Raw genomic sequence first — 19946 nt, 5'->3', positions numbered from 1 at the left:
CCGGTCAGCCGATCCCGCCGCGCAGGGCGGCGATCACCTCCGGCAGCCGCACCCCGTCCGCCCGCGCGGCGAAGCTCAGCGCGAGGCGGTGCCGCAGCACCGGCTCGCAGAGCGCCGCCACGTCGTCCAGCGAGGGGGAAAGCCGCCCGTCCAGCAGCGCCCGGGCGCGGGTGGCCAGCATCAGCGCCTGGGCAGCGCGCGGGCCGGGGCCATAGGCGAGATGGCGGCTGGCCTCGCCGCCCTCGGGGCCGGGGCGGGCGCCGCGCACCAGCGCCAGGATGGCGTCCAGCACCTTCTCGCCCACGGGGATGCGCCGCACCAGCGCCTGGGCGGCCAGCAGCTCGCCGGGCGAGAGAACGGCCACCGCCTTCTCCTCCGCCGCACCGGTGGTGGCGAGCAGCATGGCGCGCTCGGCGGCGGCGTCGGGGTAGCCGACCTCGACCTCCATCAGGAAGCGGTCGAGTTGCGCTTCCGGCAGGGGATAGGTGCCCTCCTGCTCGATCGGGTTCTGCGTGGCCAGGACGTGGAAGGGCGATGGCAGGTCCATCACCTCCCCGGCCACGGCCACCTTGCGCTCCTGCATCGCCTGGAGCAGGGCGGATTGCGTGCGGGGCGAGGCGCGGTTGATCTCGTCGGCCATCAGAAGCTGGCAGAAGACCGGTCCCCGGATGAAGCGGAAGGCGCGGCGGCCGCGGCTCTCCCCCTCGTGGGATTCCTCCAGCACCTCGGAGCCCAGGATATCGGCCGGCATCAGGTCCGGGGTGAACTGCACCCGGCGGGCATCCATGCCCAGGACGGTGGCCAGGGTTTCCACCAGCCTGGTCTTGCCGAGCCCCGGCACGCCCACCAGCAGCACATGGCCGCCGGAGACCAGGCTGGTCAGCACCTGCTCCACCACCTGTTCCTGGCCCAGGATCACGCGCCCCACGGCGTCGCGCGCCCGGCCCAGCCGGTCGGCCAGCATTTCCGCCTGCGCCATCAGCGCGGCGCTGTCCTCGCCATTTTGCGAGCGGGGATCGCCGAGCACCACTTCCACCATGCCTTCCCCTCTCCCTATATGCATCCCCGTCGGGCAAGGTTGGACGGACCTTCCCGGCTGTGGATGTTCAGTCGTCACGGCATGGATCAGCCTATGACCCTAGCGGCGCGCGAGGAAACAACGAAACCGCTACCCCCGGTGACATTCCGTAAGCGGGATTGCGGCGATTTCGACATGAGGATCGCCCGCGACGGCACCTGGCATTATCGCGGATCGCCCATCGGGCGGAAGGAGCTGGTCTGCCTTTTCGCCAGCGTTCTCAAGCGCCTGCCCGATGGCGGCTATGTCCTGGAGACCCCCGCCGAGCGCGGGCGGATCGCGGTGGACGACGCCCCTTTCGTGGCGGTCGAGATGTGCTGGCGGGACTGTGACTGCGAAGGCCACGGCGTGAAGCTGCAATGCGTGAGCTTCCGCACCAACCTGGACGAGGTGGTGACCGCCGGGCCGGAGCACCCGATCCGGGTGGAGACCGACCCGGAAACCGGCGAGCCCAGCCCCTATGTGCTGATCCGCCCCGGGCTGGAGGCCCGGATCAGCCGCCCCGTCTTCTACGAGATGGTCGCCCTGGCCGAGACCGAGGTGATCGACGGCCGCCGCGTGCTTGGCGTCTGGAGCAAGGGCATGTTCTTTCCGGTGGGCGACCATCCGGAGGAGGAAGCCGGCGACCTGGAGGATGTCTGGGACGAGGACAGCCCCGCCGGGTGATGCGCGACGGCCCGCCCGGCCTGCCGGCCCCGCTTCCGCCCTCCCTTTCCGCCCGGCAGATCGCCCACCGCCTGACGGCGTCCCTGGCGCCGGGACACGCGCCCTCCCTCTATCCCAGCACCACGCCCGACAGCACCGGCCTGCCCGAGGAGCTGGACGCGCCGCCCCCACCCGGGGAGGCGGAGGCCGGGACCGGCCTGCGCCGCGCCGCCGTGCTGGTGCCGGTGGTGCTGGGCGAGGCGCCCGCGGTGATGCTGACCCTGCGTGCCGCCACGCTGTCCGCCCATGCCGGGCAGGTGGCGCTGCCCGGCGGGCGGATCGAGGCGGGCGAGACGCCCGAGGCGGCCGCCCTGCGCGAAGCCGCCGAGGAGGTCGGGCTGGACCCGCGCCTGCCGCAGGTCCTGGGCCGCCTGCCGCCGCATGTGACCGGCACCGGCTACCATGTCGTGCCGGTGGTGGCCCTGCTGCGCCCGCCCTTCACCGTGACGCCGGACCCCGCCGAGGTGGCGGAGATCTTCGAGTACCCGCTGGCCCGCCTGCTCGACCCGGCAGAGCCGCAGCGGCTCACCCGCCTTGTCGAAGGGCGGGAGCGTACCTTCTGGGTCTGGCCGCACGAGCAGCATCTCGTCTGGGGCGCCACCGCGGCAATCCTGCGCAATCTCGCCCTGCTGCTGCGCGGCTGATGCTGCTCCGCCTCGTTCCCGTGCTGCTGTTCCTGGCGCCCTTCGCCGGCTTCCTGCTCTGGCGCCGGTTCCGGCCGCGTCCCGCGCCGGGGCGGCCGGGCGAGGAGGACCTGCCCTGGCCCTTCCTCGCCCTGGCGGGGGCCGGGCTGGCCCTGGCGGCGGCGGGCCTGGCGGCCTATGGCCTGTCCCGCCGGATGGAACAGGGCAGCACCTATGTGCCGGCCCGGCTGGAGCCGGATGGCCGGATCGAGCGCGGCCATGCCGGGCCGCCATGATGGCGCCCCATGACAGCATCCGGAGAGACCGGAGACCCGATGCGCCCCCACGACGTGATCCCCGAACACCCTGACGGCGCCCCCCACGCCCGGCTGGCTCCCCCGGAACGGCTGACTCGTGGCGCCCCGCTGGCGGTGTTGCGGGCGCTGCCGGGCTCGCGCGCCGTGGGTGGCTGCGTGCGCGACGCGCTGGCGGGGCGGCCGATCGCCGATGTGGATGTCGGCGTGCCGCTGCCGCCCGGGGCCGCCGTGCCGCTGCTGCGCGCCGCCGGGCTGAAGGTGGTGGAGACCGGCCTTGCCCATGGCACCGTCACCGCGATCGGCGATGGCGAGCCGGTGGAGGTGACCAGCCTGCGCCGCGATGTCGCCACCGACGGCCGCCATGCCGAGGTGGAATGGACCGCCGACTGGCGCGAGGACGCGGCCCGGCGCGATTTCACCATCAACGCCATGTCCATGGATGCGGAGGGCAATCTCTGGGACTGGTTCGGCGGACGGGGGGACCTGGCCGCCGGGGTGGTGCGCTTCGTGGGCGACCCGGCGACGCGGCTGCGGGAGGACTATCTGCGCGCCCTGCGCTTCTTCCGCTTCCAGGCCCGCTACGGCACCGGCGCGCCGGATGCGGCGGCCCTGGCCGCGATCCGGCAGGCGGTGCCGGGGCTGGCCCGGCTGTCCGCCGAGCGGGTTTGGAGCGAGACGAAGCGCCTCCTGGCCGCACCCGACCCCTCCGGCGCGCTGCGGCTGATGCTGGATACCGGGGTGCTGGCCGCGATCCTGCCCGAGGCTTTGTCCGGCATCCCCGAACCGGCGGCCCTGGCGGAGCGCATCGGCGCCCTGCGGCGCGGCATCGCCGCCGGCCTGCCCCCCGACCCGGTGCTGCGCCTCGCCGCGCTGCTCCCCCCGGTTTGCGCGGTGCCGGCGGACGGATCGCGCGGCGCCTGCGCTTCTCCAACGAGGAGCGGGAGGTGCTGGAGGAGCTCACGGACCGGGACATCCCGCCTGACCCGGCGCCGGATGACGATGCCCTGCGCCGCTGGCTGTCCCTGCGTGGCGATGCCGGAGCGCCGCCGCGCGAAGCCTGGCTGGCCGAGCTGCGCGACGGGCGCGACCGCTCGGCGCTGCGGGCACGGATCGCGTCGATGCCGGTGCCGCGATTCCCGCTCCAGGGCCGCGACGCCCTGGCCATGGGTGTGCCGCCCGGGCCACAGCTGGGGCGAATGCTGCGGGCGGTGGAGGCCTGGTGGCGGGAGGACGGCTGCCGGGCGGATGCCGGAGCCTGCCGTGCCCGATTGACGGAACTGATGAAGGATATCACGGAAGGCCACTGGCCGACCGGCCAGGGGCGCGCATAAGCGGCCCTCCACCGTCAGAGAGCCTCTCATGCCCCAGGACGACGTCTTCGCCCCGAGCTGGGCCCCCCGTATGCTTTCGGTGCTGCGGATCATGACCGCACTGCTTTTCCTGGCGCACGGCACGCAGAAGCTCTTCGGTTTCCCGACGCCCCAGTACCAGCCGGACTTCCTGACCCTGAGCTGGTTCGCGGCGGTGATCGAGCTGGTCGGCGGCGTGCTGCTGACGCTCGGCCTCTTCACCCGCGCCGCGGCCTTCGTCTGCGCCGGCCAGATGGCCTTCGCCTATTTCATCGCGCATTTTCCGAAGAGCTTTTTCCCCGCCGTGAACGGGGGCGATGCCGCCGTGCTGTTCTGCTTCATCTTCCTCTACCTCTTCGTGGCCGGCGGCGGCGCCTGGTCGGTGGACGCCGCCCGCAACCGGGTCTAGCAGGCCGCCCGTCCTGGCTGTTCCCACGCGGCGCCTTGCCCCCGGGGGCAAGGCGTCTCCGCGCAGAAGGGCAATACCGTTCGGCGCCGATCCGCTCTAATCCCCCTGCCGACATGGCCCGTCCCAAGCATCCCCCGATTTCCGCCGAAACCACCCGCGCCCTGACCGGGCGGCTCTGGCGCGACTATGTGCGGCAACATCCGCGCGGCATCCTGGTGGCGATCCTCTGCACCGGGGCGGTGGCCGGGCTGACGGCACTGTACCCGGTGGTGATCCAGCAGGCCTTCGACCTCTTCACCAGCGGCGACCCGCGGATCACCTGGCTGGTGCCGCCGGCCATCATCCTGCTGACCTGCCTCAAGGCTCTGGCGCAGTACGGGCAGGCGGTCTCGGTGCAGGCCGTGGTGCTGCGGGTGATCGAGTCGGTGCAGAACGATCTGTTCCGCGCGCTGACCCGCGCCGACCTGGCCATCGTGGCGCGGGAGGCCCCGGCCCGGCACGCCGCCCGCTTCACCGCCGATGCCCAGGCGATCCGGGAGGCGCTGACCAAGGCGATCAACGGCGTGGCGGACCTGCTGACCGTGGTCGGGCTGGTCGGCTCCATGGTCTGGCTGGACTGGCAGATGACACTGGTGGCGGCGCTGCTCTATCCGGTCGCGGTGGTGCCGGTGCTGCGCCTGGGCAAGCGCATCCGCCGCGCATCGGGCGGCATGCAGGACCGGGTGGGGGAGCTGGCGGCGACGCTGACGGAATCCTTCTCCGCCGCCCGCGTGGTCCGCACCTACCGGTTGGAGGACAGCGAGGAGGCACGGGCGCGCGGCGCCTTCGCGCAGCTCCGCGCCGCGCTGATGGGCATCAACCGCATCCGCTCCAGCCTCGACCCGATGCTGGAGGCCATCGGCGGCGTGGCGGTGGCCGCCATCCTGGCCGTGGTCGGCTGGCGCGTCTCGCAGGGCGCCGGCACGGTCGGGCAGTTCACCGGCTTCGTCGCGGCGCTGCTCATCGCCTCCCGCCCCGTGCGGGCCCTGGGCTCGCTGAACGCGGCGCTGCAGGAGGGGCTGGCCGGGTTGTCGCGGGTCTTCGCCGTGATGGACACCAAGCCGCGCATCGCCTCCCCCGCCGGGGCACCCGGTCTTCCGCCGGGCCATGGCCGCGTGGAATTCGCCGATGTTGCCTTCGCCTACGAGGGCGGCGGCGACACGGCGCTGCGCGGGGTGAGCTTCGTTGCGGAACCGGGGCGGACCCTGGCGCTGGTCGGTCCCTCCGGCGCCGGCAAGTCCACCGCCCTGGCGCTGCTGCCGCGCCTCTACGACGTGACCGGCGGCCGGGTCACGCTGGATGGCGCGGATGTGCGGGAGGTTTCACTCGCCAGCCTGCGCGACGCCATCGCCTATGTCGGGCAGGATGCGGTGATCTTCGACGACACCGCCTTCAGCAACATCGCCAGCGGCCGCCCCGGCGCAACGCGGGCGGAGGTCGAGGACGCCGCCCGCGCCGCCGCCGCGCACGGCTTCCTGTCGGCGCTGCCGCAGGGCTACGACACGGTGCTGGGCCCAGGCGGCTCGCGCCTTTCGGGCGGGCAGAAGCAGCGCGTTTCCCTGGCCCGCGCCCTGCTGCGCAACCCGCGCGTGCTGCTGCTGGACGAGGCGACCAGCGCGCTGGACGCGGAGAACGAGGCGGCGGTGCAGGAGGCCATCGCCCGGCTGCGGGCGGGGCGGACCACGCTGGTGGTGGCGCATCGCCTTTCCACCGTGCGGGACGCCGACCTGATCGTGGCGATGGAGGGGGGCCGCGCCGTGGAACAGGGCACGCATGCCGAGCTGATGCGGCGGGACGGGCTCTATGCCCGGCTGGTGCGGACCCAGAGCTTCGTGGCAGCCTGATCCTCCGGCGCCGCCGGGCCAGGGAGCGGGGGCCCCGGGGTGGAAGCCTCTTTTCCTTGTCCCGGCGCGCTCTATCTTGAGATCGTCATGAAACGCCTCCTCCTCGCGCTCCCCCTGCTTGCCACGGCCTGCGCCGCGCCGGGGCCCACCCTGGCGCAGCGGCTCTCGCCGCTGGTGGGGCAGTCGGAAGGAAAGCTGGTCTCTACCCTGGGCGTGCCGGTGCGGACCTATGAGGCGGACGGGCGGAAGTTCCTGGAATTCCAGAGCCAGCGTTTGACCGCGCTGCCCGGCGATCCCTTCTGGGGCGGCGGCTTCGGCTATGGCGGGCGCCCCTTCGGCTGGGGCGGGGTCTGGGGGCCGCCCACCACGGTCTGGGCGCCGGTGACCTGCAGCATCACCTTCGCCCTGCGGGCCGACCGGGTGGAGGACTTCACCTATCGCGGCGAGGGCTGCGCCTGAGGGCCACGGGGCCGGCCCCCCCTTCACCGGCCCGAACGGAGCCCGCCCCATTTCCCCGCTGGCAGAAAGCCGCTCTGCCCGCTAGACAGGCACGCATTATGCGCCGCCTGCTCCTCGCCAGCCTCGCCACCCTGCTGCTGCCTGTCGTGGCCGCACAGGCGCAGTATGATCCGACCCGCCCGCGCGGCCCGCTGCAGCCCAATACCCCGGGCGCGGCGCCAGCGGTCGCGCCGCCGCCCCTGCCCGGCGCCGGCAACGGCCCCGGCGGCGCGATCCCGTCGGACAAGCCCGTGTCCAGCATGTCGCCGAACGACGAGCTCTTCGACGCCATCACCCGGGGCGACATGGCCGCCGCCCGCGACGCCGTTTCACGCGGCGCCGACCTGGAGGCCCGCAACGTCCTGGGCCTGACGCCGATCGACGCGGCGGTGGACCGGGGGCGCAACGACATCGCCTTCTACCTGCTTTCGGCCCGCGCCTCGTTCCGCCCCAGCAGCCCTTCCTCCGCCCCGCCGCGCGAGGCCGCCGCGCCGCGTTCCGGCCCGTCCCGTCCGGCGGCCTCGCGCGAAGCCGCGCGCGGGCGCAGTCCGGCCGGCCCGCGCGAGGCCGCCAGCTCCCGCCCGACGCGCACGGCCGAGCAGGCCCCCACCGGACGTGCCCCTGCGGGCAATGGCGGCACGCCCCGGCCGGAAGCAGGCTTCCTGGGCTTCGACGGCCGCGGCGGCTGATCCCGCTCATCCGGCGAAACCCACGGGCCCGGGCAGGCTTTTCCCTGTACCGGGCCTCGGCCCGTCTCCGGCTGCAAGGAAGCGGACCGCATGAAGGGCACACCGATGAGTCTCTGGCTGAGCGCTGCCAGCCGCACGGCCGGCTGGTGGCAGGGCCATTTCGCCAATGCCTGGCGCCAGCAGAGCAGCAAGGCGATCCGCGCCGCCTTGTCCGCCCCGGCGAAGCCTTCCAGGACGACCCGGACACGGCGGCATACAAAGAAGACCTGAATTCCCCTATCCGTGCGGCCCGCCGCAGGACCGCACGGCCGCCCCCATCGTTCGGACCGGCATGCGGCACGGGCGCATCACACCTCAGGCATCCGCGGGGTCCCTGAGCCTCCAGGTGGATTGGCGTCCGGGACCCGTTGACGTACATCCATGTATGTAATGCCCCGTCCGAGCAAACCCGATGTGCTGATTCTCGGTGCCGGCGCGGCCGGCCTCGCGGCGGCGCGCGCCTGCCTCGCCCGGGGACTGGCTTGCACCGTGCTGGAGGCGCGGGACCGGGCCGGCGGCCGGGTGCTGACCGATCACAGCCTGGGCTGGCCGGTGGACCTCGGCGCCACTTGGCTGCACGCGGCCGCGCGGAACCCGCTGGCCGCGCTGGCACGGGAACTGGGCTTCCCGCTGCTGAACCATGACGATCAGCGGCTCCACCGCCTCTACCTCGACCGCCCCGGCGATGCCCCAGGTGCCGGGCGCTGGGCGACGGAGGCGGAACAGGCGGAATTCGACGCGGCCTATGACCGCTGGATGGAGGCCGTGCGGGCCGCTCCGCGGGAACCGGACCCTGCCCTGGCCGCCGTGGCGCCGAGTGGCGGCCCCTGGGATGCCAGCATCGCGGCCTGGGAAGGGCAGACCATCGCCGCGGCCGAGCCGCGCGACATGGGAGTGGCGGACTTCCTGCGGAACCAGCTGGAGCCGCCCAACCTCCTGCCGGAGCCTGGCTTCGGCACGCTGCTGGCCACCCTGGCGCGAGGCCTGCCGATCCTCACCGGCTGGCCCGTGGAGCGCCTGCGCTGGTCCGGCGGCGGCATCCGGGCCGAGGGGCCGCGCGGCGTGCTGGAGGGGCGGGCGGCCATCGTGACCCTGCCCGCCAGCCTGCTGGCCGCCGGGGTGCTGCGCTTCGACCCGCCCCTGCCGCCCGGGCATCAGGAGGCGCTGCACGGCCTGCCGCTGGGGCTGCTGACCAAGTTCATCCTGCCGGCCAGCGGCGGGGACCGGCTGGACCTGCCGCCCTTCGCGGGTGCCGAGCGGCGCGTCGTGGAAGGCGAGACCCGCATGACTTTCGTGGCCTGGCCCTTCGGCCGGCCGCATCTGGAGGGCTTCCTCGGCGGCGACCATGCCTGGGCGCTGGAGCGCGAGGGCCAAGCGGCGCAGGTCGCCCATGCCCGGGAGGAGCTGGTCCGGCTCTATGGCGCAAGGGCGCGGCGGGCGATCGACTGGGACCGGGCCCTGGTCAGCCGCTGGGGCAGCGACCCCTTCTCGCTCGGGGCCTACAGCTATGCCCGGCCTGGCGCGGCCGGGGCGCGCGCCATCCTTTCCGCCCCGCTGGCGGACGGGCGCCTCGTCCTGGCCGGTGAGCATTGCCACCCGGACCTCGCCGGCACCGTTGGCGGCGCCTGGGAAACCGGCGAGGCCGCCGCCGCGGCGGTCGCCACGGCCCTGTCGCCGGGGAACGGCTGATGGCGGGCGGGACGGAAGCCGGAGCGCCCTCCTTCATGGTGGAGGGCGAGACGCTGCGGGTCTCGGGCGACCTGACCACGGCAACGGTGGCGCCGGTCTGGGACCGCCTGCCCGGCGAGGCCCAGGGGGTGCGGCGCGTGGACCTGTCGGGTGTCGAGACGATCGATACCGGCGGCGCCACGCTGCTGCTGCGCGCCGCCGGGGCCTGCGAGACCTTCGAGGGCGCGAGCCGCCCGGTCGCCGCCGTGCTGGAGCGGGTGCGCGTGGCGCGGGAGCAGCCGGAGCCCCGGCCGAACGGGCCGCGCCTGCCGCTGGTGTCGGCGCTGGGGGCCTGGGGCGTGGGCGTGTGGCGGGCGATGCTGGTCCGCATCGCCTTCCTGGGCGAGGCCGCCGCCACGCTGGTGAATGCCTTCCGGCGCCGCCGGCAGCTGCGCGCCTCCGAGGCGATGCGCCATCTCGACGAGGCGGGGACGCGCTCCTTTCCCCTGGTGATCCTGCTCGGCGTGCTGATCGGCCTGATCCTGGCCTTTCAGTCCGCCGCGCCGCTGCGCCAGTTCGGCGCGGAGACCTTTATCCCCCGCATGGTCGGGATCTCCCTGCTGCGCGAGCTCGGCCCGCTCCTGGCCGGGGTGATCCTGGCCGGCCGCACCGGCTCGGCCTATGCCGCCGAGCTCGGCACCATGACGGTGAACGAGGAGGTGGACGCGCTCCGCATCATGGGCATCGACCCGATGGTGATGCTGGTGCTGCCGCGCCTGCTTGCCGGCCTGGTGGTGATGCCGGTGATGACCCTGCTGATGAACCTGTCGGGGCTGGTCGGCATGACCGGCGTGATGCTCAGCCTGGGCTATCCGCTGGTCTTCACCGTCAACCAGGTGGCCGAGGGCGTGGTGATGAGCGACCTGCTGCAGGGGCTGTTCAAGGCGGCGGTCTTCGGCCTGGTCATCGCCGGCATCGGCTGCCGCGCCGGGCTGACGGCCGGTCGGGGGCCGCGCGCGGTGGGCGATGCCGCCACGGCGGCGGTGGTCGGCGGCATCGTGGCCATCGTGGTGCTCGACGGCCTCTTCGCCATCCTCTTCTACCGCCTGGGGTTCTGAGCGATGGCGGAACAGCCGGCGCGGGACGCGCCATCCCACCGGGGCGACCGCGCGGACCCGCCGCCGGAGGCCATGGGCGGTGCCGGGGACGGCGAGGCGGTGGTCCGGGCGCGGGATGTCGCCATGCAGTTCGGCAGCAACCTGCTGTTCCGGGACGTGAGCTTCGACGTGCGGCGCGGCGAGGTCTTCGTGATCCTGGGCGGCTCGGGCTGTGGCAAGTCCACCCTGCTCAAGCTGCTGATCGGGCTGATGCCGCCGAGCGACGGCCGGATCGAGATCCTGGGCACGGACATGCTGGCGACCGAGGGCGCCGCGCGCCGGGCGCTGCTGAGCCGGCTCGGTGTGATGTGGCAGTCGGGCGCCCTGTTCGGCTCGATGACCCTGCTGGAGAACGTGATGCTGCCGCTGGAGGCCCATACCGATCTGCCGCCGGAGGGCCGGGCGGAGATCGCCCGCACCAAGCTCGGCCTGGTCGGGCTCAGCGAGGCGGCGAACCGGCTGCCGGCCGAGATCTCGGGCGGCATGGCCAAGCGCGCCGGCATCGCGCGCGCCATGGCGCTCGACCCGCCGCTGCTCTTCCTGGACGAGCCCTCGGCGGGGCTCGACCCGATCACCTCCGCGGGGCTCGACCAGCTCATCAAGGACTTCGCCCGCGATCTCGGCACGACCTTCGTGGTCGTGACGCACGAGCTGCAATCCATCCTGAACATCGGTGACCGCTGCATCATGCTGGACAAGGCCGCGAAGGGCGTGATCGCGCAGGGACGCCCCGGCGACCTGCGCGCCGACCCGCCCAACGACACCGTCCGCCACTTCTTCCGCCGGGAGGCCGAGTAGATGGCCGCGCCCGGGCGGGGCTCTGGCCTCTACCTGCGGGTCGGGCTGCTGATCCTGGCGGGAATCGCGCTGGCGGTCGGCTTCGTGATGTTCTTCACCGCCGGCCGGCTCAACCGCCATTCGGAGATCTTCGAGACCTATTTCCGCGAAAGCGTGCAGGGCCTCGATGTCGGTGCCCCGGTGCGCTACCGCGGCGTGCAGCTCGGCCGCGTCACCGAGATCACCCTGGTCAACTCCGTCTACCGCAACCCGGAAGGGCGGCCTTTCCAGGCGGCCTTCCAGCTCGTCGTGGTGCGCTTCGCCATCGAACAGAACCGGTTGGGGCCGGAGGGCACCGGTCCCGAGCGCGCGGTCGGCTTCGGCCTGCGGACCCGCCTGTCGAGCGCCGGCCTGACCGGCGGCTCCTATATCGAGATGGACTTCGAGAACCCCGAGCGTTTCCCGGTGGAGAAGCTGCCCTGGGCGCCGGCGCATCCGGTGATCCCCTCCATCCCCTCCACCGTGGCGCAGGTGCAGGATGCCGCGCAGAACCTGCTGAGCCGCCTGCAGGGCCTGCCGCTGGAGGACATCATGAACAACCTCGACGGCGTGCTGGCGGATGTCCACCGGCAGACCAGCAGCGGCGACCTGGCGAAGACCCTGGCCGATGTCTCGGCCATGGCCGGCACCCTGCGCCAGACGCTGGACAGCACGGATATCCAGGGCATGGTGAAGGACATCCGCGGCGCGGTGGCGGATCTGCGCCGCACCGTGGCGGGGCCGGAGATGCAGGCGACGCTGCGATCCACCCGCGACGCCGCGGCGCAGCTCAATGCCTCCATGCAACGGCTGCCGGCGGTGATCGGCGCGCTGGAGCGCACGGCGCGCACGGCAGGCCATACGACCAGCGACGTGAACGCGGACCTGCAGCCGATCCTGCGCGACCTGGGGGCGGTGGCCGCCAACCTGCGCGACACGACGGAGACCCTGCGCCGTGCGCCCTCCCAGGCGATCCTGGGCGCGCCGCCACCACCGCCCGCCTGGGCCACGGAGCGCAACCGATGAACGGTCCCACCCGACGCCCTCTGTTGATGCGCCGGCCGGTGCTGGCCGCGCTTCTGGCCCTGCCCGGCTGCTCCGCGCTGCAGAGCCGCCCCTATGTGGAGCCGCTGCGCTTCCGGCTCGACCCCGTGCGGTCCGGGCCGCCCCTGCGCGGCTTCGGCCGGCAGACGGTCCTGGTCCGCCTGGCACGCGCGGCACCGGGGACGGAGGGGCGGATGCTACGCTCCATCAACCCGGACGGCACGGTGCATGTCGAGTACTACGCCGAATGGGTCGCGCCGCCCGCCGAGGCGATGGACGAGGCGCTGCGCCGCTGGCTCGTGGCCTCGGGCCTCTTCGCCGCGGTGCTGGCGCCCGGCACGCGGGCCAGCAGTGATCTGGTGCTGGAGACGGAGCTGACCGCTCTGCATACCGATCTCGGCCAGGGTCTGGCGCGGGCCAGCCTGTCGGCGGTGCTGTTGCGGGAAGGTGCGCTCGACCGCCGCGCCGTACGCCAGTTCACCGTTTCCGGAACCGCGCCCCTGCCGCCGGAACGGCCGCTGCGGCCGGAACCCCAGGCCCAGGCGATGGTGGCTGCCCTGGCAGGGGCCTTCATGCAGCTGGAACAACAGATTTTGATCGCGTTAAGGTAGTAATCTTCTATTAATACAACTTGCAGTTAACTAAGCATGGCGGTGTTCACGAATACCTAGACAACCGTCAACCTTCGGCCAGGATGGCGCGTTGAGGCGGTTGCTTCAGGGGTCACCCCAATGCCGTTCGATGGCCCGGACAGAGACGACGACTGGAACGACGTCTGGTCGGAATACGACCACCGCCTGCATGCGGCGTGCGCCCTGCCGGCCGGCACCACCGGGAAGCCACTGCCAACCCGACGGAACAGGCGCCACCTGCTGCTCCTGCTGCTGGTCCCTCTGCTGCTGGTCTTCGGCGCCGGGCTCGTCGCACCGTCCTGGATGATGGCGCAGGACTTCGCCGCGAGGCTGCGGCACATGGATGGCGACGCGCTGTTGCAGATGGCCGACCGGCCCAGCCTCCAGAGGAACCTGCGGCGGGAGTTCGCCTCCCGGACCGATGCGGAGGGCCTTTCGCCCACGGCCCGAAACTGGCTCTCGGACATGGCGGAGGAGATGGCGGATGGCTGGAACGACCCGCAATCCGTCGGCGCCTGGCTGCAACTGCGCCGCTCGCCTCCCTTCCTGTCCCAGCACGTGCTGCGCTCCCTCGGTGATCCCATCGGCACCAGCCATCTCCGCTACGCCGCAGCACGCCTGAACTATGCCGGCGGGATTGCCTTCGACCTTTCCTGGGGGGGCGGGCAGGTGCGGCTCCAGGGCCTGCGCTTCCCGGGCGGCTGACCCTATCCGGCGATACCTTTCCCGTCGGTAAAGGTGCCTTCGGCCGGCCGGCCTGTCATCGAACCTTCATAAAAGTGAAACATGTCCGACGCCTTGGGGGACTAGGGAGCAGCCGGCGGTGGGAGAACATGTCCTGCCGGCAATAACAAATCGCTCCGGAGACCACGCACGGTGTACAGACGCTCCCTCGCTCTCCTCACCGGCCTCGCGCTGCTGACCGCCGCCGTGCCGCACGGCGCCCTGGCCCAGACGGCCGACATCACCGGTGCCGGCGCGTCCTTCCCCAACCCGGTCTATCAGCGCTGGGGCGAGGGTGCGAAGGCGGTCGGCATCCAGCTGAACTACCAGTCCGTGGGTTCGGGCGCCGGCATCAACCAGATCCGCAACCGCACGGTGGATTTCGGCGCCTCCGACGCCCCGCTGAAGCCCGAGCAGCTGACCGAGGCCAAGCTGGTGCAGTTCCCGGCCGTGATGGGCTCGGTGGTTCCCATCGTGAACCTGCCGGGCGTCGAGATCGACCAGCTGAAGCTGACGGGCGAGATCCTGGCCGACATCTATGCCGGCAAGATCACCAAGTGGAACGACCCGAAGCTGGTCGAGCTGAACCAGGGCGTGACCCTGCCTAACGTCGCCATCGCGCCGGTCTACCGCGCCGATGCCTCCGGCACATCCTTCGTCTTCACCTCCTACCTCTCCGCCGTCTCCTCCGACTGGCAGGGCAAGGTCGGCGCCGCCACCTCCGTGAAGTGGCCGGCCGGCGCCGGCGCGCGCGGCAACGAGGGCGTGGCCGGCACGGTGCGCAACACCCGCGGCGCCATCGGCTATGTCGAGAACGCCTATGCCACCCAGAACAAGCTGACGACCGTGCAGCTCCGCAACAAGGCCGGCAAGTTCGTGAAGCCGACCATGGAGAGCTTCATCGCCGCCGCCGGGAATGCCGACTGGTCCGCCCCCGGCATGGCCGCCAGCATCATCGACCAGAAGGGCGACAGTTCCTGGCCGATCGTTTCGCCGACCTTCATCCTGCTGCCGGCCAATCCGGAGAACGCCGACCGCTCCCGCGCGGTGATGCGCTTCTTCGACTGGGCCTTCACCCATGGCGGCGACGCGGCGCGCCAGCTCGAGTACATCCCCCTGCCGGAGAACGTGCAGGCCAAGGTGCGCGAGACCTGGAAGCAGGTGACCGTGGACGGCAAGCCCGTCTGGAACCGGTAAGGTCCGGAACCGGAACATGACCGGCGGGGCCGCGAGGCCCCTCCGGCACTTCTGACCCCAGGAAGGCCCGACCTTGTCCCAGACCGCCTCGCACCTCGCGGGCGCCGCCATCGGCGCCGACCCGGTCCCCCCCCGTCCCAGCCGCGCCACGAGGCGCGCCACCGGCTTCGGCGACACCATCTTCGCGGCCCTCTGCCAAGGGGCCGGCATCCTGGTGCTGCTGCTGCTGGGCGCCATCATCGTGGAGCTGTTCCTGGGCGGCCTCCCGGCCTTCCGGGCCTTCGGCCTCGCCTTCGTCGCCTCGACGGACTGGGACCCGGTGCAGGAGGTCTTCGGCGGCGGCGTGCCCATCTACGGCACGCTGCTGACCGCGCTGCTGGCCATCCTCATGGCCGTGCCGGCGGCCTTCGGCATCGCCTTCTTCCTCACCGAGCTGGCGCCCGACTGGATGCGCCGCCCGGTTGGCGTGGCGGTGGAGCTGCTGGCCGCCGTGCCCTCGATCATCTACGGCATGTGGGGCTTCTTCGTGATCGTGCCCTTCATGGCCACCACCATCCAGCCGCCGATCATCGACACGCTGGGCGAGGTGCCGGTCATCGGCGCGCTCTTCTCCGGCGCGCCCTTCGGCACCGGCCTGTTCACCGCGGCGCTGATCCTGGCGATCATGATCCTGCCCTTCGTCGCCGCCACGATGCGCGACGTGTTCGAGCAGGTGCCGCCGGTCTTCAAGGAAAGCGCCTATGGCCTCGGCGCCACGACCTGGGAGGTGATGCGCGGCGTGGTGCTGCCCTATACCCGCACCTCCGTGGTGGGCGGCATCATGCTGGGCCTGGGCCGCGCCCTGGGCGAGACCATGGCCGTCACCTTCGTGATCGGCAACGCCAACCGCATCTCCGCCTCGCTCTTCGGCCCGGGCAACACCATCGCCTCGCTGGTCGCGCTGGAATTCGGCGAGGCCGGGATGGGCAGCCTGAAGCTTTCCGCGCTGCTGGCGCTGGGCTTCGTCCTCTTCGTCATCTCCTTCGCGGTGCTGGCCGTCTCGCGCTGGCTGCTGCGGCCCCGGCTGAAGGGCTGAACCGATGAGCGCCACCACCACCTCCCGCCCGGGGCATATCGGCCCGCGCAAGGACCCCGCCGTGGCCCGCGCGCTGGGCCGCAGCCGGCACCGCAAGGACCTGCTGATCCGCGCCTTCTGCATCGCCGCCACGCTGCTGGGCCTGTTCTTCCTCGCCTCCATCCTGCTCACCCTGCTGCTGCGCGGCATGCACGGGCTGTCGCTGCAGACGCTGGTCACGGTGACCCGCCCGCCCGGCAGCGGCGGCGGGCTGCTGAACCCGATCGTGGGCAGCCTGATCCAGGTGTTCCTCGCCACGCTGGTGGGCACGCCGATCGGCATGCTGGTCGGCACCTACCTCGCGGAATACGCCCGCGGGTCGAAGCTCGGCGGCGCCGTGCGCTTCGTCTCGGACGTGCTGCTTTCCGCCCCCTCGATCCTGATCGGCCTCTTCGTCTACCAGCTCCTGGTGCTGCCCTTCGGCGGCTTCTCCGGCTGGGCGGGCGTGGTGGCGCTGGCCATCATCATCATCCCCGTCGTGGTCCGCACCACCGAGGACATGCTGAGCCTGCTGCCCGACACGCTGCGCGAGGCGGTGATCGGCCTGGGCTCGCCCAAGTGGAAGATGGTGGTGCTGGTGGGCTGGCGCGCCGCCGCCTCGGGCATCATCACCGGCGTGCTGCTGGGTGTGGCCCGCATCGCCGGCGAGACCGCGCCGCTGCTCTTCACCTCGCTCGGCAACCTGAACTGGTCGGTCAGCCTGAACCAGCCGATGTCGAGCCTGCCGATCACCATCTACGCCTATGCCGGCTCCCCCTATGAGGACTGGGTCACCCTGGCCTGGGCCGGGGCCCTGATCATCACCCTGGGCGTGCTGGGCCTGAACCTCGTCGCCCGCACCGTGCTGCGCGCCAAGCGCTGAGAGGCTCCGCCATGAATGGAAACGCCACCAACTTCAGCATGCCGAGTGCCTCCTCCAGCAGCCTGGTGGACACGTCCCGCCCCTCCGTGCCGCTGAACGAGGCGGGGATGAGCGTGCGCGACCTGAACTTCTGGTACGGCGACAAGCATGCGCTGAAGGGCATCAACCTCGACCTGCCGCACCGCCAGGTGACCGGCATGATCGGCCCCTCCGGCTGCGGCAAGTCCACCCTGCTGCGCATCCTGAACCGCATGTACAGCCTCTATCCCGGCCAGCGGGCCGAGGGGCAGGTGCTGCTGGACGGGGAGAACATCCTCGAATCGGGCGTGGACATGAACGCGCTCCGTGCCAAGGTCGGCATGGTGTTCCAGAAGCCCACCCCCTTCCCCATGACGATCCGCGAGAACATCGCCTTCGGCATCCGCCTGCACGAGCGGCTGGGCCGGACGGAGATGGCCGAGCGCATCGAATGGGCCCTGGCCCGCGCCGCGCTGTGGGACGAGGTGAAGGACCGGCTGGACACCAATGCCGCCGGCCTCTCGGGCGGGCAGCAGCAGCGCCTCTGCATCGCCCGCACCATCGCGGTGCGGCCGGACGTGATCCTGCTCGACGAGCCGACCTCGGCGCTCGACCCGATCAGCACCGCGCGCATCGAGGAGCTGATCGACGAGCTGAAGCAGGACTTCACGATCGCCATCGTGACGCACAACATGCAGCAGGCGGCCCGATGCGCCGACCAGGTGGCCTTCTTCTACCTGGGCGAGCTGGTGGAGGTGGCGCCCGCGGCACAGCTCTTCACCACCCCGCGCGAGCGGCGGACCCAGGACTACATCACCGGCCGCTTCGGCTGAGACAGGGGAAGCGGCCATGGCCAACCAGCCCGAACACATCGTCAAGTCCTACAGCGACGACCTGCGCCGGCTGCGCGAGCTGGTCGCCCGCATGGGCGGCCTCGCCGAGCGCCAGGTGGCCGATGCCGCCTACGTGCTTACCCGGCGCGACGCCACGGCCGCCGCCGAGGTCGCCGCCCGCGACGCCCCGATCGACGGGCTGGAGCGCGAGGTCGAGAGCTTCTGCGTCCGCCTCCTCGCGCTGCGGGCGCCGATGGCGGCGGACCTGCGCTTCATCGTCGCGGCGATGAAGATCAGCCAGGAACTGGAGCGCATCGGCGACTATGCCCGCAACGTCGCCAAGCGCGTCATGGTGATCGCGCAGCAGCCCAATCTCGTCGGGCTGGGCACCTTCGAGGCCCTGTCGCAACTGGTGCAGCGCAACCTCAAGGACGTGATCGACGCGCTGCTGAACGAGGATGCCGAGGCCTGCCGCCGCGTCTGGGCCAGCGACGTGGCGGTGGACGACGTCTATAACGGGCTCTTCCGCCAGCTTCTGACCCACATGATGGAAGACCCGCGCAACATCACCGCGGCCACCCACATGCACTTCATCGCCAAGAACTTCGAGCGGATCGGCGACCACGCCACCAACATCGCCGAGACGGTGTACTTCTCGATCACCGGCCAGAACCTTCCCGACGACCGGCCGAAGGTGGAGGCTCCGGGCGACCTGTCTCCGTCCGACGAATGAGTGCCGCGATCGAGACCGGCACCCGCCCCACCATCCTGGTGGTGGAGGACGAGGCGCCCCTGCTGACCCTGCTGCGCTACAACCTGGAGCGCCAGGGCTTCCGCGTCGAGGAAGCGGCCGATGGGCAGGAGGCGCTGCTGCGCGTCTCCGAAGGCCGGCCCGACCTGGTGCTGCTGGACTGGATGCTGCCCAGCCTGTCCGGGCTGGAGGTCTGCCGCCAGCTCCGCCGCCGCCCGGCGACGCGCGACCTGCCGATCATCATGGTCACCGCCCGCACGGAGGACCAGGACGCCGTGCGCGCCCTGGACACCGGGGCGGACGACTACATCGCCAAGCCCTTCACCGTGGAGGCACTGCTGGCCCGGATCCGCGCGCTGCTGCGCCGCTCCGGCCCCGGCTCGATGCGCGAGGCCCTGGTCTGGCGCGAAATGGTGCTGGACCCGGAAGCGCATCGCGTGACGCGCAACGGCCGGCCGCTGCATCTGGGCCCCACCGAGTACCGCATCCTGGAATTCATGATGCAGCACCCGGGCCGCGTCTTCTCGCGCGAGCAGCTGCTGGACGCGATCTGGGGCCGCGACATCCATGTCGAGCTGCGCACCGTGGACGTGCATATCCGCCGGCTGCGCAAGGCGGTGAACGGGCCGGAGGAGGAGGATGTCATCCGCACTGTCCGCTCCGCCGGCTACGCGCTGGACGTGGAGGGCTGAGGGCGCCGCCCCTCAGCCGTTGTCGCGGAAGCCGGGATAGAGGCACATGCCGCCATCCACGGTGATGGTGGTGCCCACCACGTAGTCCGACATGTCCGAGGCCAGCCAGACAGCGGCATTGGCGATGTCCTCCACATCGCCGACGCGGCCATAGGGGATCAGCTCCAGCAGCCGCTTCCCGGCCTCACCCTGCGTGTTCTCCGCATTGATCCGCGTGGCGATGGCGCCGGGCGCGATGGCATTGATGCGGATGCGCTGCCCCGCCAGCTCCTGCGCCAGGGTGCGCATCATCAGCGCGATGCCGCCCTTCGAGGCGGCGTAGTTCACATGCCCCGCCCAGGGGATGACCTCGTGCACCGAGCTCATGTGGATGATCTTGCCCAGGGCGCGGGACAGCTTGCGGTCGCCCTGCTTCAGGAACTGCCGGATGCCCGCCTGGGCGCAGAGGAACTGGCCGGTCAGGTTGGTGTCGATCACCTTGCGCCAGTCCTCGACCGTCAGCTCCGTGGCCGGCGCATCCTTCTGGATACCCGAATTCGCCACCACGATGTCGATGGCGCCCATCGCCTCCGCACCCCTCGCAAAGAGCGCCGCCACGGAATCCGGGTCGGAGACATCGGCCTGCAGCGCCACGGCCCGGCCGCCCCTGCCCTCGATCTCCGCCACCAGCGCCTCGGCGGGCTCACGGCCGGAATGGTAGTTCACGATCACCGCCGCCCCGGCCGCCGCCAGCCCGCGCGCAACGCCCGTGCCGATGCCGGAACTGGCGCCGGTGACCAGCGCGACCTGTCCATCGAGACGACAATCCATGGCTGTCCTCCTGCCTGTGCCGCAGCGCGGCGGCCCTGT

Annotated in this window: 23 protein-coding genes; 21 read left to right on the top strand and 2 right to left on the bottom strand. The window is 72.0% G+C overall.

Going from position 1 to position 19946, the window contains the following annotated elements:
- Positions 1-4: 4 nt before the first annotated feature.
- Positions 5-1039: a MoxR family ATPase gene (locus CTJ15_RS21820; protein ID WP_019459646.1), complete on the bottom strand. Its 1035-nt coding sequence runs from the start codon at positions 1037-1039 to the stop codon at positions 5-7.
- Positions 1040-1177: 138 nt separating this feature from the next.
- On the opposite strand from CTJ15_RS21820, the gene CTJ15_RS21815 reads away from it, so the two are divergent.
- The 21 genes from CTJ15_RS21815 (at position 1178) to phoB (ending at position 19097) form a co-directional block, all read left to right on the top strand.
- Positions 1178-1744 carry a DUF1285 domain-containing protein gene (locus CTJ15_RS21815; protein ID WP_369923743.1) on the top strand — a complete coding sequence of 189 codons (567 nt, stop codon included), beginning with the start codon at positions 1178-1180 and terminating at the stop codon, positions 1742-1744.
- Positions 1744-2427 (top strand): CoA pyrophosphatase, encoded by a 684-nt coding sequence (locus tag CTJ15_RS21810; RefSeq protein ID WP_099782003.1) that lies wholly within the window; start codon positions 1744-1746, stop codon positions 2425-2427. The genes CTJ15_RS21815 and CTJ15_RS21810 overlap by 1 nt, the downstream gene beginning before the upstream one ends.
- Positions 2427-2702, top strand: coding sequence for a hypothetical protein (locus tag CTJ15_RS21805; protein WP_075823093.1), 276 nt, complete (start codon positions 2427-2429; stop codon positions 2700-2702). Before CTJ15_RS21810 ends, CTJ15_RS21805 begins: the two co-directional genes overlap by 1 nt.
- A 39-nt stretch (positions 2703-2741) precedes the next feature.
- Positions 2742-3995 carry a CCA tRNA nucleotidyltransferase gene (locus CTJ15_RS21800; protein ID WP_226946022.1) on the top strand — a complete coding sequence of 418 codons (1254 nt, stop codon included), beginning with the start codon at positions 2742-2744 and terminating at the stop codon, positions 3993-3995.
- Between the two features lie 87 nt (positions 3996-4082).
- Complete coding sequence (locus CTJ15_RS21795) at positions 4083-4481, top strand: DoxX family protein (RefSeq protein WP_075823092.1); 399 nt, start codon at positions 4083-4085, stop codon at positions 4479-4481.
- Between the two features lie 113 nt (positions 4482-4594).
- Positions 4595-6364 (top strand): ABC transporter ATP-binding protein, encoded by a 1770-nt coding sequence (locus CTJ15_RS21790; RefSeq protein ID WP_099782002.1) that lies wholly within the window; start codon positions 4595-4597, stop codon positions 6362-6364.
- An 87-nt stretch (positions 6365-6451) separates the two neighbouring features.
- On the top strand, positions 6452-6823 hold the full coding sequence (locus CTJ15_RS21785; protein ID WP_019459639.1) for a hypothetical protein: 372 nt from the start codon (positions 6452-6454) through the stop codon (positions 6821-6823).
- A 98-nt stretch (positions 6824-6921) separates the two neighbouring features.
- Positions 6922-7551, top strand: coding sequence for an ankyrin repeat domain-containing protein (locus CTJ15_RS21780; protein ID WP_099782001.1), 630 nt, complete (start codon positions 6922-6924; stop codon positions 7549-7551).
- A 90-nt stretch (positions 7552-7641) separates the two neighbouring features.
- A complete protein-coding gene (locus tag CTJ15_RS21775) occupies positions 7642-7821 on the top strand; it encodes a hypothetical protein (RefSeq protein WP_019459637.1) in 180 nt (59 codons plus the stop codon).
- Positions 7822-7980: 159 nt separating this feature from the next.
- The gene (locus CTJ15_RS21770; RefSeq protein ID WP_193009631.1) at positions 7981-9279 is read left to right on the top strand and encodes an NAD(P)/FAD-dependent oxidoreductase; all 1299 of its coding nucleotides are present in this window, start codon (positions 7981-7983) and stop codon (positions 9277-9279) included.
- On the top strand, positions 9279-10376 hold the full coding sequence (locus tag CTJ15_RS21765; RefSeq protein ID WP_019459635.1) for an ABC transporter permease: 1098 nt from the start codon (positions 9279-9281) through the stop codon (positions 10374-10376). The genes CTJ15_RS21770 and CTJ15_RS21765 overlap by 1 nt, the downstream gene beginning before the upstream one ends.
- A gap of 3 nt (positions 10377-10379) precedes the next feature.
- Entirely contained in the window at positions 10380-11213 is an 834-nt protein-coding gene (locus CTJ15_RS21760; protein ID WP_019459634.1) for an ABC transporter ATP-binding protein, read from the top strand.
- Positions 11214-12257 carry an MlaD family protein gene (locus tag CTJ15_RS21755; RefSeq protein WP_019459633.1) on the top strand — a complete coding sequence of 348 codons (1044 nt, stop codon included), beginning with the start codon at positions 11214-11216 and terminating at the stop codon, positions 12255-12257. It abuts the gene before it with no gap.
- On the top strand, positions 12254-12886 hold the full coding sequence (locus CTJ15_RS21750; protein WP_079253378.1) for an ABC-type transport auxiliary lipoprotein family protein: 633 nt from the start codon (positions 12254-12256) through the stop codon (positions 12884-12886). Before CTJ15_RS21755 ends, CTJ15_RS21750 begins: the two co-directional genes overlap by 4 nt.
- A gap of 120 nt (positions 12887-13006) precedes the next feature.
- Positions 13007-13612, top strand: coding sequence for a hypothetical protein (locus CTJ15_RS21745; protein ID WP_076970227.1), 606 nt, complete (start codon positions 13007-13009; stop codon positions 13610-13612).
- A 171-nt stretch (positions 13613-13783) separates the two neighbouring features.
- A complete protein-coding gene (gene pstS, locus CTJ15_RS21740) occupies positions 13784-14827 on the top strand; it encodes a phosphate ABC transporter substrate-binding protein PstS (RefSeq protein WP_019459630.1) in 1044 nt (347 codons plus the stop codon).
- 73 nt (positions 14828-14900) lie between these two features.
- A complete protein-coding gene (gene pstC, locus CTJ15_RS21735) occupies positions 14901-15902 on the top strand; it encodes a phosphate ABC transporter permease subunit PstC (protein ID WP_019459629.1) in 1002 nt (333 codons plus the stop codon).
- A gap of 4 nt (positions 15903-15906) precedes the next feature.
- Positions 15907-16803: a phosphate ABC transporter permease PstA gene (gene pstA / locus CTJ15_RS21730; RefSeq protein ID WP_058389372.1), complete on the top strand. Its 897-nt coding sequence runs from the start codon at positions 15907-15909 to the stop codon at positions 16801-16803.
- 107 nt (positions 16804-16910) lie between these two features.
- Positions 16911-17654 carry a phosphate ABC transporter ATP-binding protein PstB gene (gene pstB, locus CTJ15_RS21725; RefSeq protein WP_237719320.1) on the top strand — a complete coding sequence of 248 codons (744 nt, stop codon included), beginning with the start codon at positions 16911-16913 and terminating at the stop codon, positions 17652-17654.
- 16 nt (positions 17655-17670) lie between these two features.
- Positions 17671-18387 carry a phosphate signaling complex protein PhoU gene (phoU, locus tag CTJ15_RS21720; protein ID WP_019459626.1) on the top strand — a complete coding sequence of 239 codons (717 nt, stop codon included), beginning with the start codon at positions 17671-17673 and terminating at the stop codon, positions 18385-18387.
- Positions 18384-19097, top strand: a complete 714-nt coding sequence (phoB, locus tag CTJ15_RS21715) for a phosphate regulon transcriptional regulator PhoB (RefSeq protein WP_019459625.1) — start codon at positions 18384-18386, stop codon at positions 19095-19097. The genes phoU and phoB overlap by 4 nt, the downstream gene beginning before the upstream one ends.
- Before the next feature lie 12 nt (positions 19098-19109).
- Here the strand turns inward: phoB and CTJ15_RS21710 are convergent, their stop codons facing one another.
- Positions 19110-19907: a glucose 1-dehydrogenase gene (locus CTJ15_RS21710; protein WP_019459624.1), complete on the bottom strand. Its 798-nt coding sequence runs from the start codon at positions 19905-19907 to the stop codon at positions 19110-19112.
- Positions 19908-19946 lie beyond the last annotated feature (39 nt).

Source organism: Roseomonas sp. FDAARGOS_362, from assembly GCF_002754815.1.
Classification (GTDB): Bacteria; Pseudomonadota; Alphaproteobacteria; order Acetobacterales; family Acetobacteraceae; genus Roseomonas; species Roseomonas mucosa.
This window is presented reverse-complemented; position numbering and strand designations above follow the sequence as displayed.

Excerpts from the sequence above, each read along its gene's own strand:
- CTJ15_RS21775 (WP_019459637.1), top strand. The coding sequence starts at position 7,642 with ATGAAGGGCACACCGATGAGTCTCTGGCTGAGCGCTGCCAGCCGCACG.
- CTJ15_RS21810 (WP_099782003.1), top strand. The coding sequence starts at position 1,744 with ATGCGCGACGGCCCGCCCGGCCTGCCGGCCCCGCTTCCGCCCTCCCTT.
- CTJ15_RS21770 (WP_193009631.1), top strand. The coding sequence starts at position 7,981 with ATGCCCCGTCCGAGCAAACCCGATGTGCTGATTCTCGGTGCCGGCGCG.
- CTJ15_RS21800 (WP_226946022.1), top strand. The coding sequence starts at position 2,742 with ATGCGCCCCCACGACGTGATCCCCGAACACCCTGACGGCGCCCCCCAC.
- pstB (WP_237719320.1), top strand. The coding sequence starts at position 16,911 with ATGAGCGTGCGCGACCTGAACTTCTGGTACGGCGACAAGCATGCGCTG.
- CTJ15_RS21760 (WP_019459634.1), top strand. The coding sequence starts at position 10,380 with ATGGCGGAACAGCCGGCGCGGGACGCGCCATCCCACCGGGGCGACCGC.
- CTJ15_RS21805 (WP_075823093.1), top strand. The coding sequence starts at position 2,427 with ATGCTGCTCCGCCTCGTTCCCGTGCTGCTGTTCCTGGCGCCCTTCGCC.
- CTJ15_RS21780 (WP_099782001.1), top strand. The coding sequence starts at position 6,922 with ATGCGCCGCCTGCTCCTCGCCAGCCTCGCCACCCTGCTGCTGCCTGTC.
- CTJ15_RS21750 (WP_079253378.1), top strand. The coding sequence starts at position 12,254 with ATGAACGGTCCCACCCGACGCCCTCTGTTGATGCGCCGGCCGGTGCTG.
- CTJ15_RS21785 (WP_019459639.1), top strand. The coding sequence starts at position 6,452 with ATGAAACGCCTCCTCCTCGCGCTCCCCCTGCTTGCCACGGCCTGCGCC.
- CTJ15_RS21745 (WP_076970227.1), top strand. The coding sequence starts at position 13,007 with ATGCCGTTCGATGGCCCGGACAGAGACGACGACTGGAACGACGTCTGG.
- phoB (WP_019459625.1), top strand. The coding sequence starts at position 18,384 with ATGAGTGCCGCGATCGAGACCGGCACCCGCCCCACCATCCTGGTGGTG.
- CTJ15_RS21820 (WP_019459646.1), bottom strand. The coding sequence starts at position 1,039 with ATGGTGGAAGTGGTGCTCGGCGATCCCCGCTCGCAAAATGGCGAGGAC.
- CTJ15_RS21795 (WP_075823092.1), top strand. The coding sequence starts at position 4,083 with ATGCCCCAGGACGACGTCTTCGCCCCGAGCTGGGCCCCCCGTATGCTT.
- CTJ15_RS21790 (WP_099782002.1), top strand. The coding sequence starts at position 4,595 with ATGGCCCGTCCCAAGCATCCCCCGATTTCCGCCGAAACCACCCGCGCC.
- phoU (WP_019459626.1), top strand. The coding sequence starts at position 17,671 with ATGGCCAACCAGCCCGAACACATCGTCAAGTCCTACAGCGACGACCTG.
- CTJ15_RS21765 (WP_019459635.1), top strand. The coding sequence starts at position 9,279 with ATGGCGGGCGGGACGGAAGCCGGAGCGCCCTCCTTCATGGTGGAGGGC.
- pstA (WP_058389372.1), top strand. The coding sequence starts at position 15,907 with ATGAGCGCCACCACCACCTCCCGCCCGGGGCATATCGGCCCGCGCAAG.
- CTJ15_RS21710 (WP_019459624.1), bottom strand. The coding sequence starts at position 19,907 with ATGGATTGTCGTCTCGATGGACAGGTCGCGCTGGTCACCGGCGCCAGT.
- CTJ15_RS21755 (WP_019459633.1), top strand. The coding sequence starts at position 11,214 with ATGGCCGCGCCCGGGCGGGGCTCTGGCCTCTACCTGCGGGTCGGGCTG.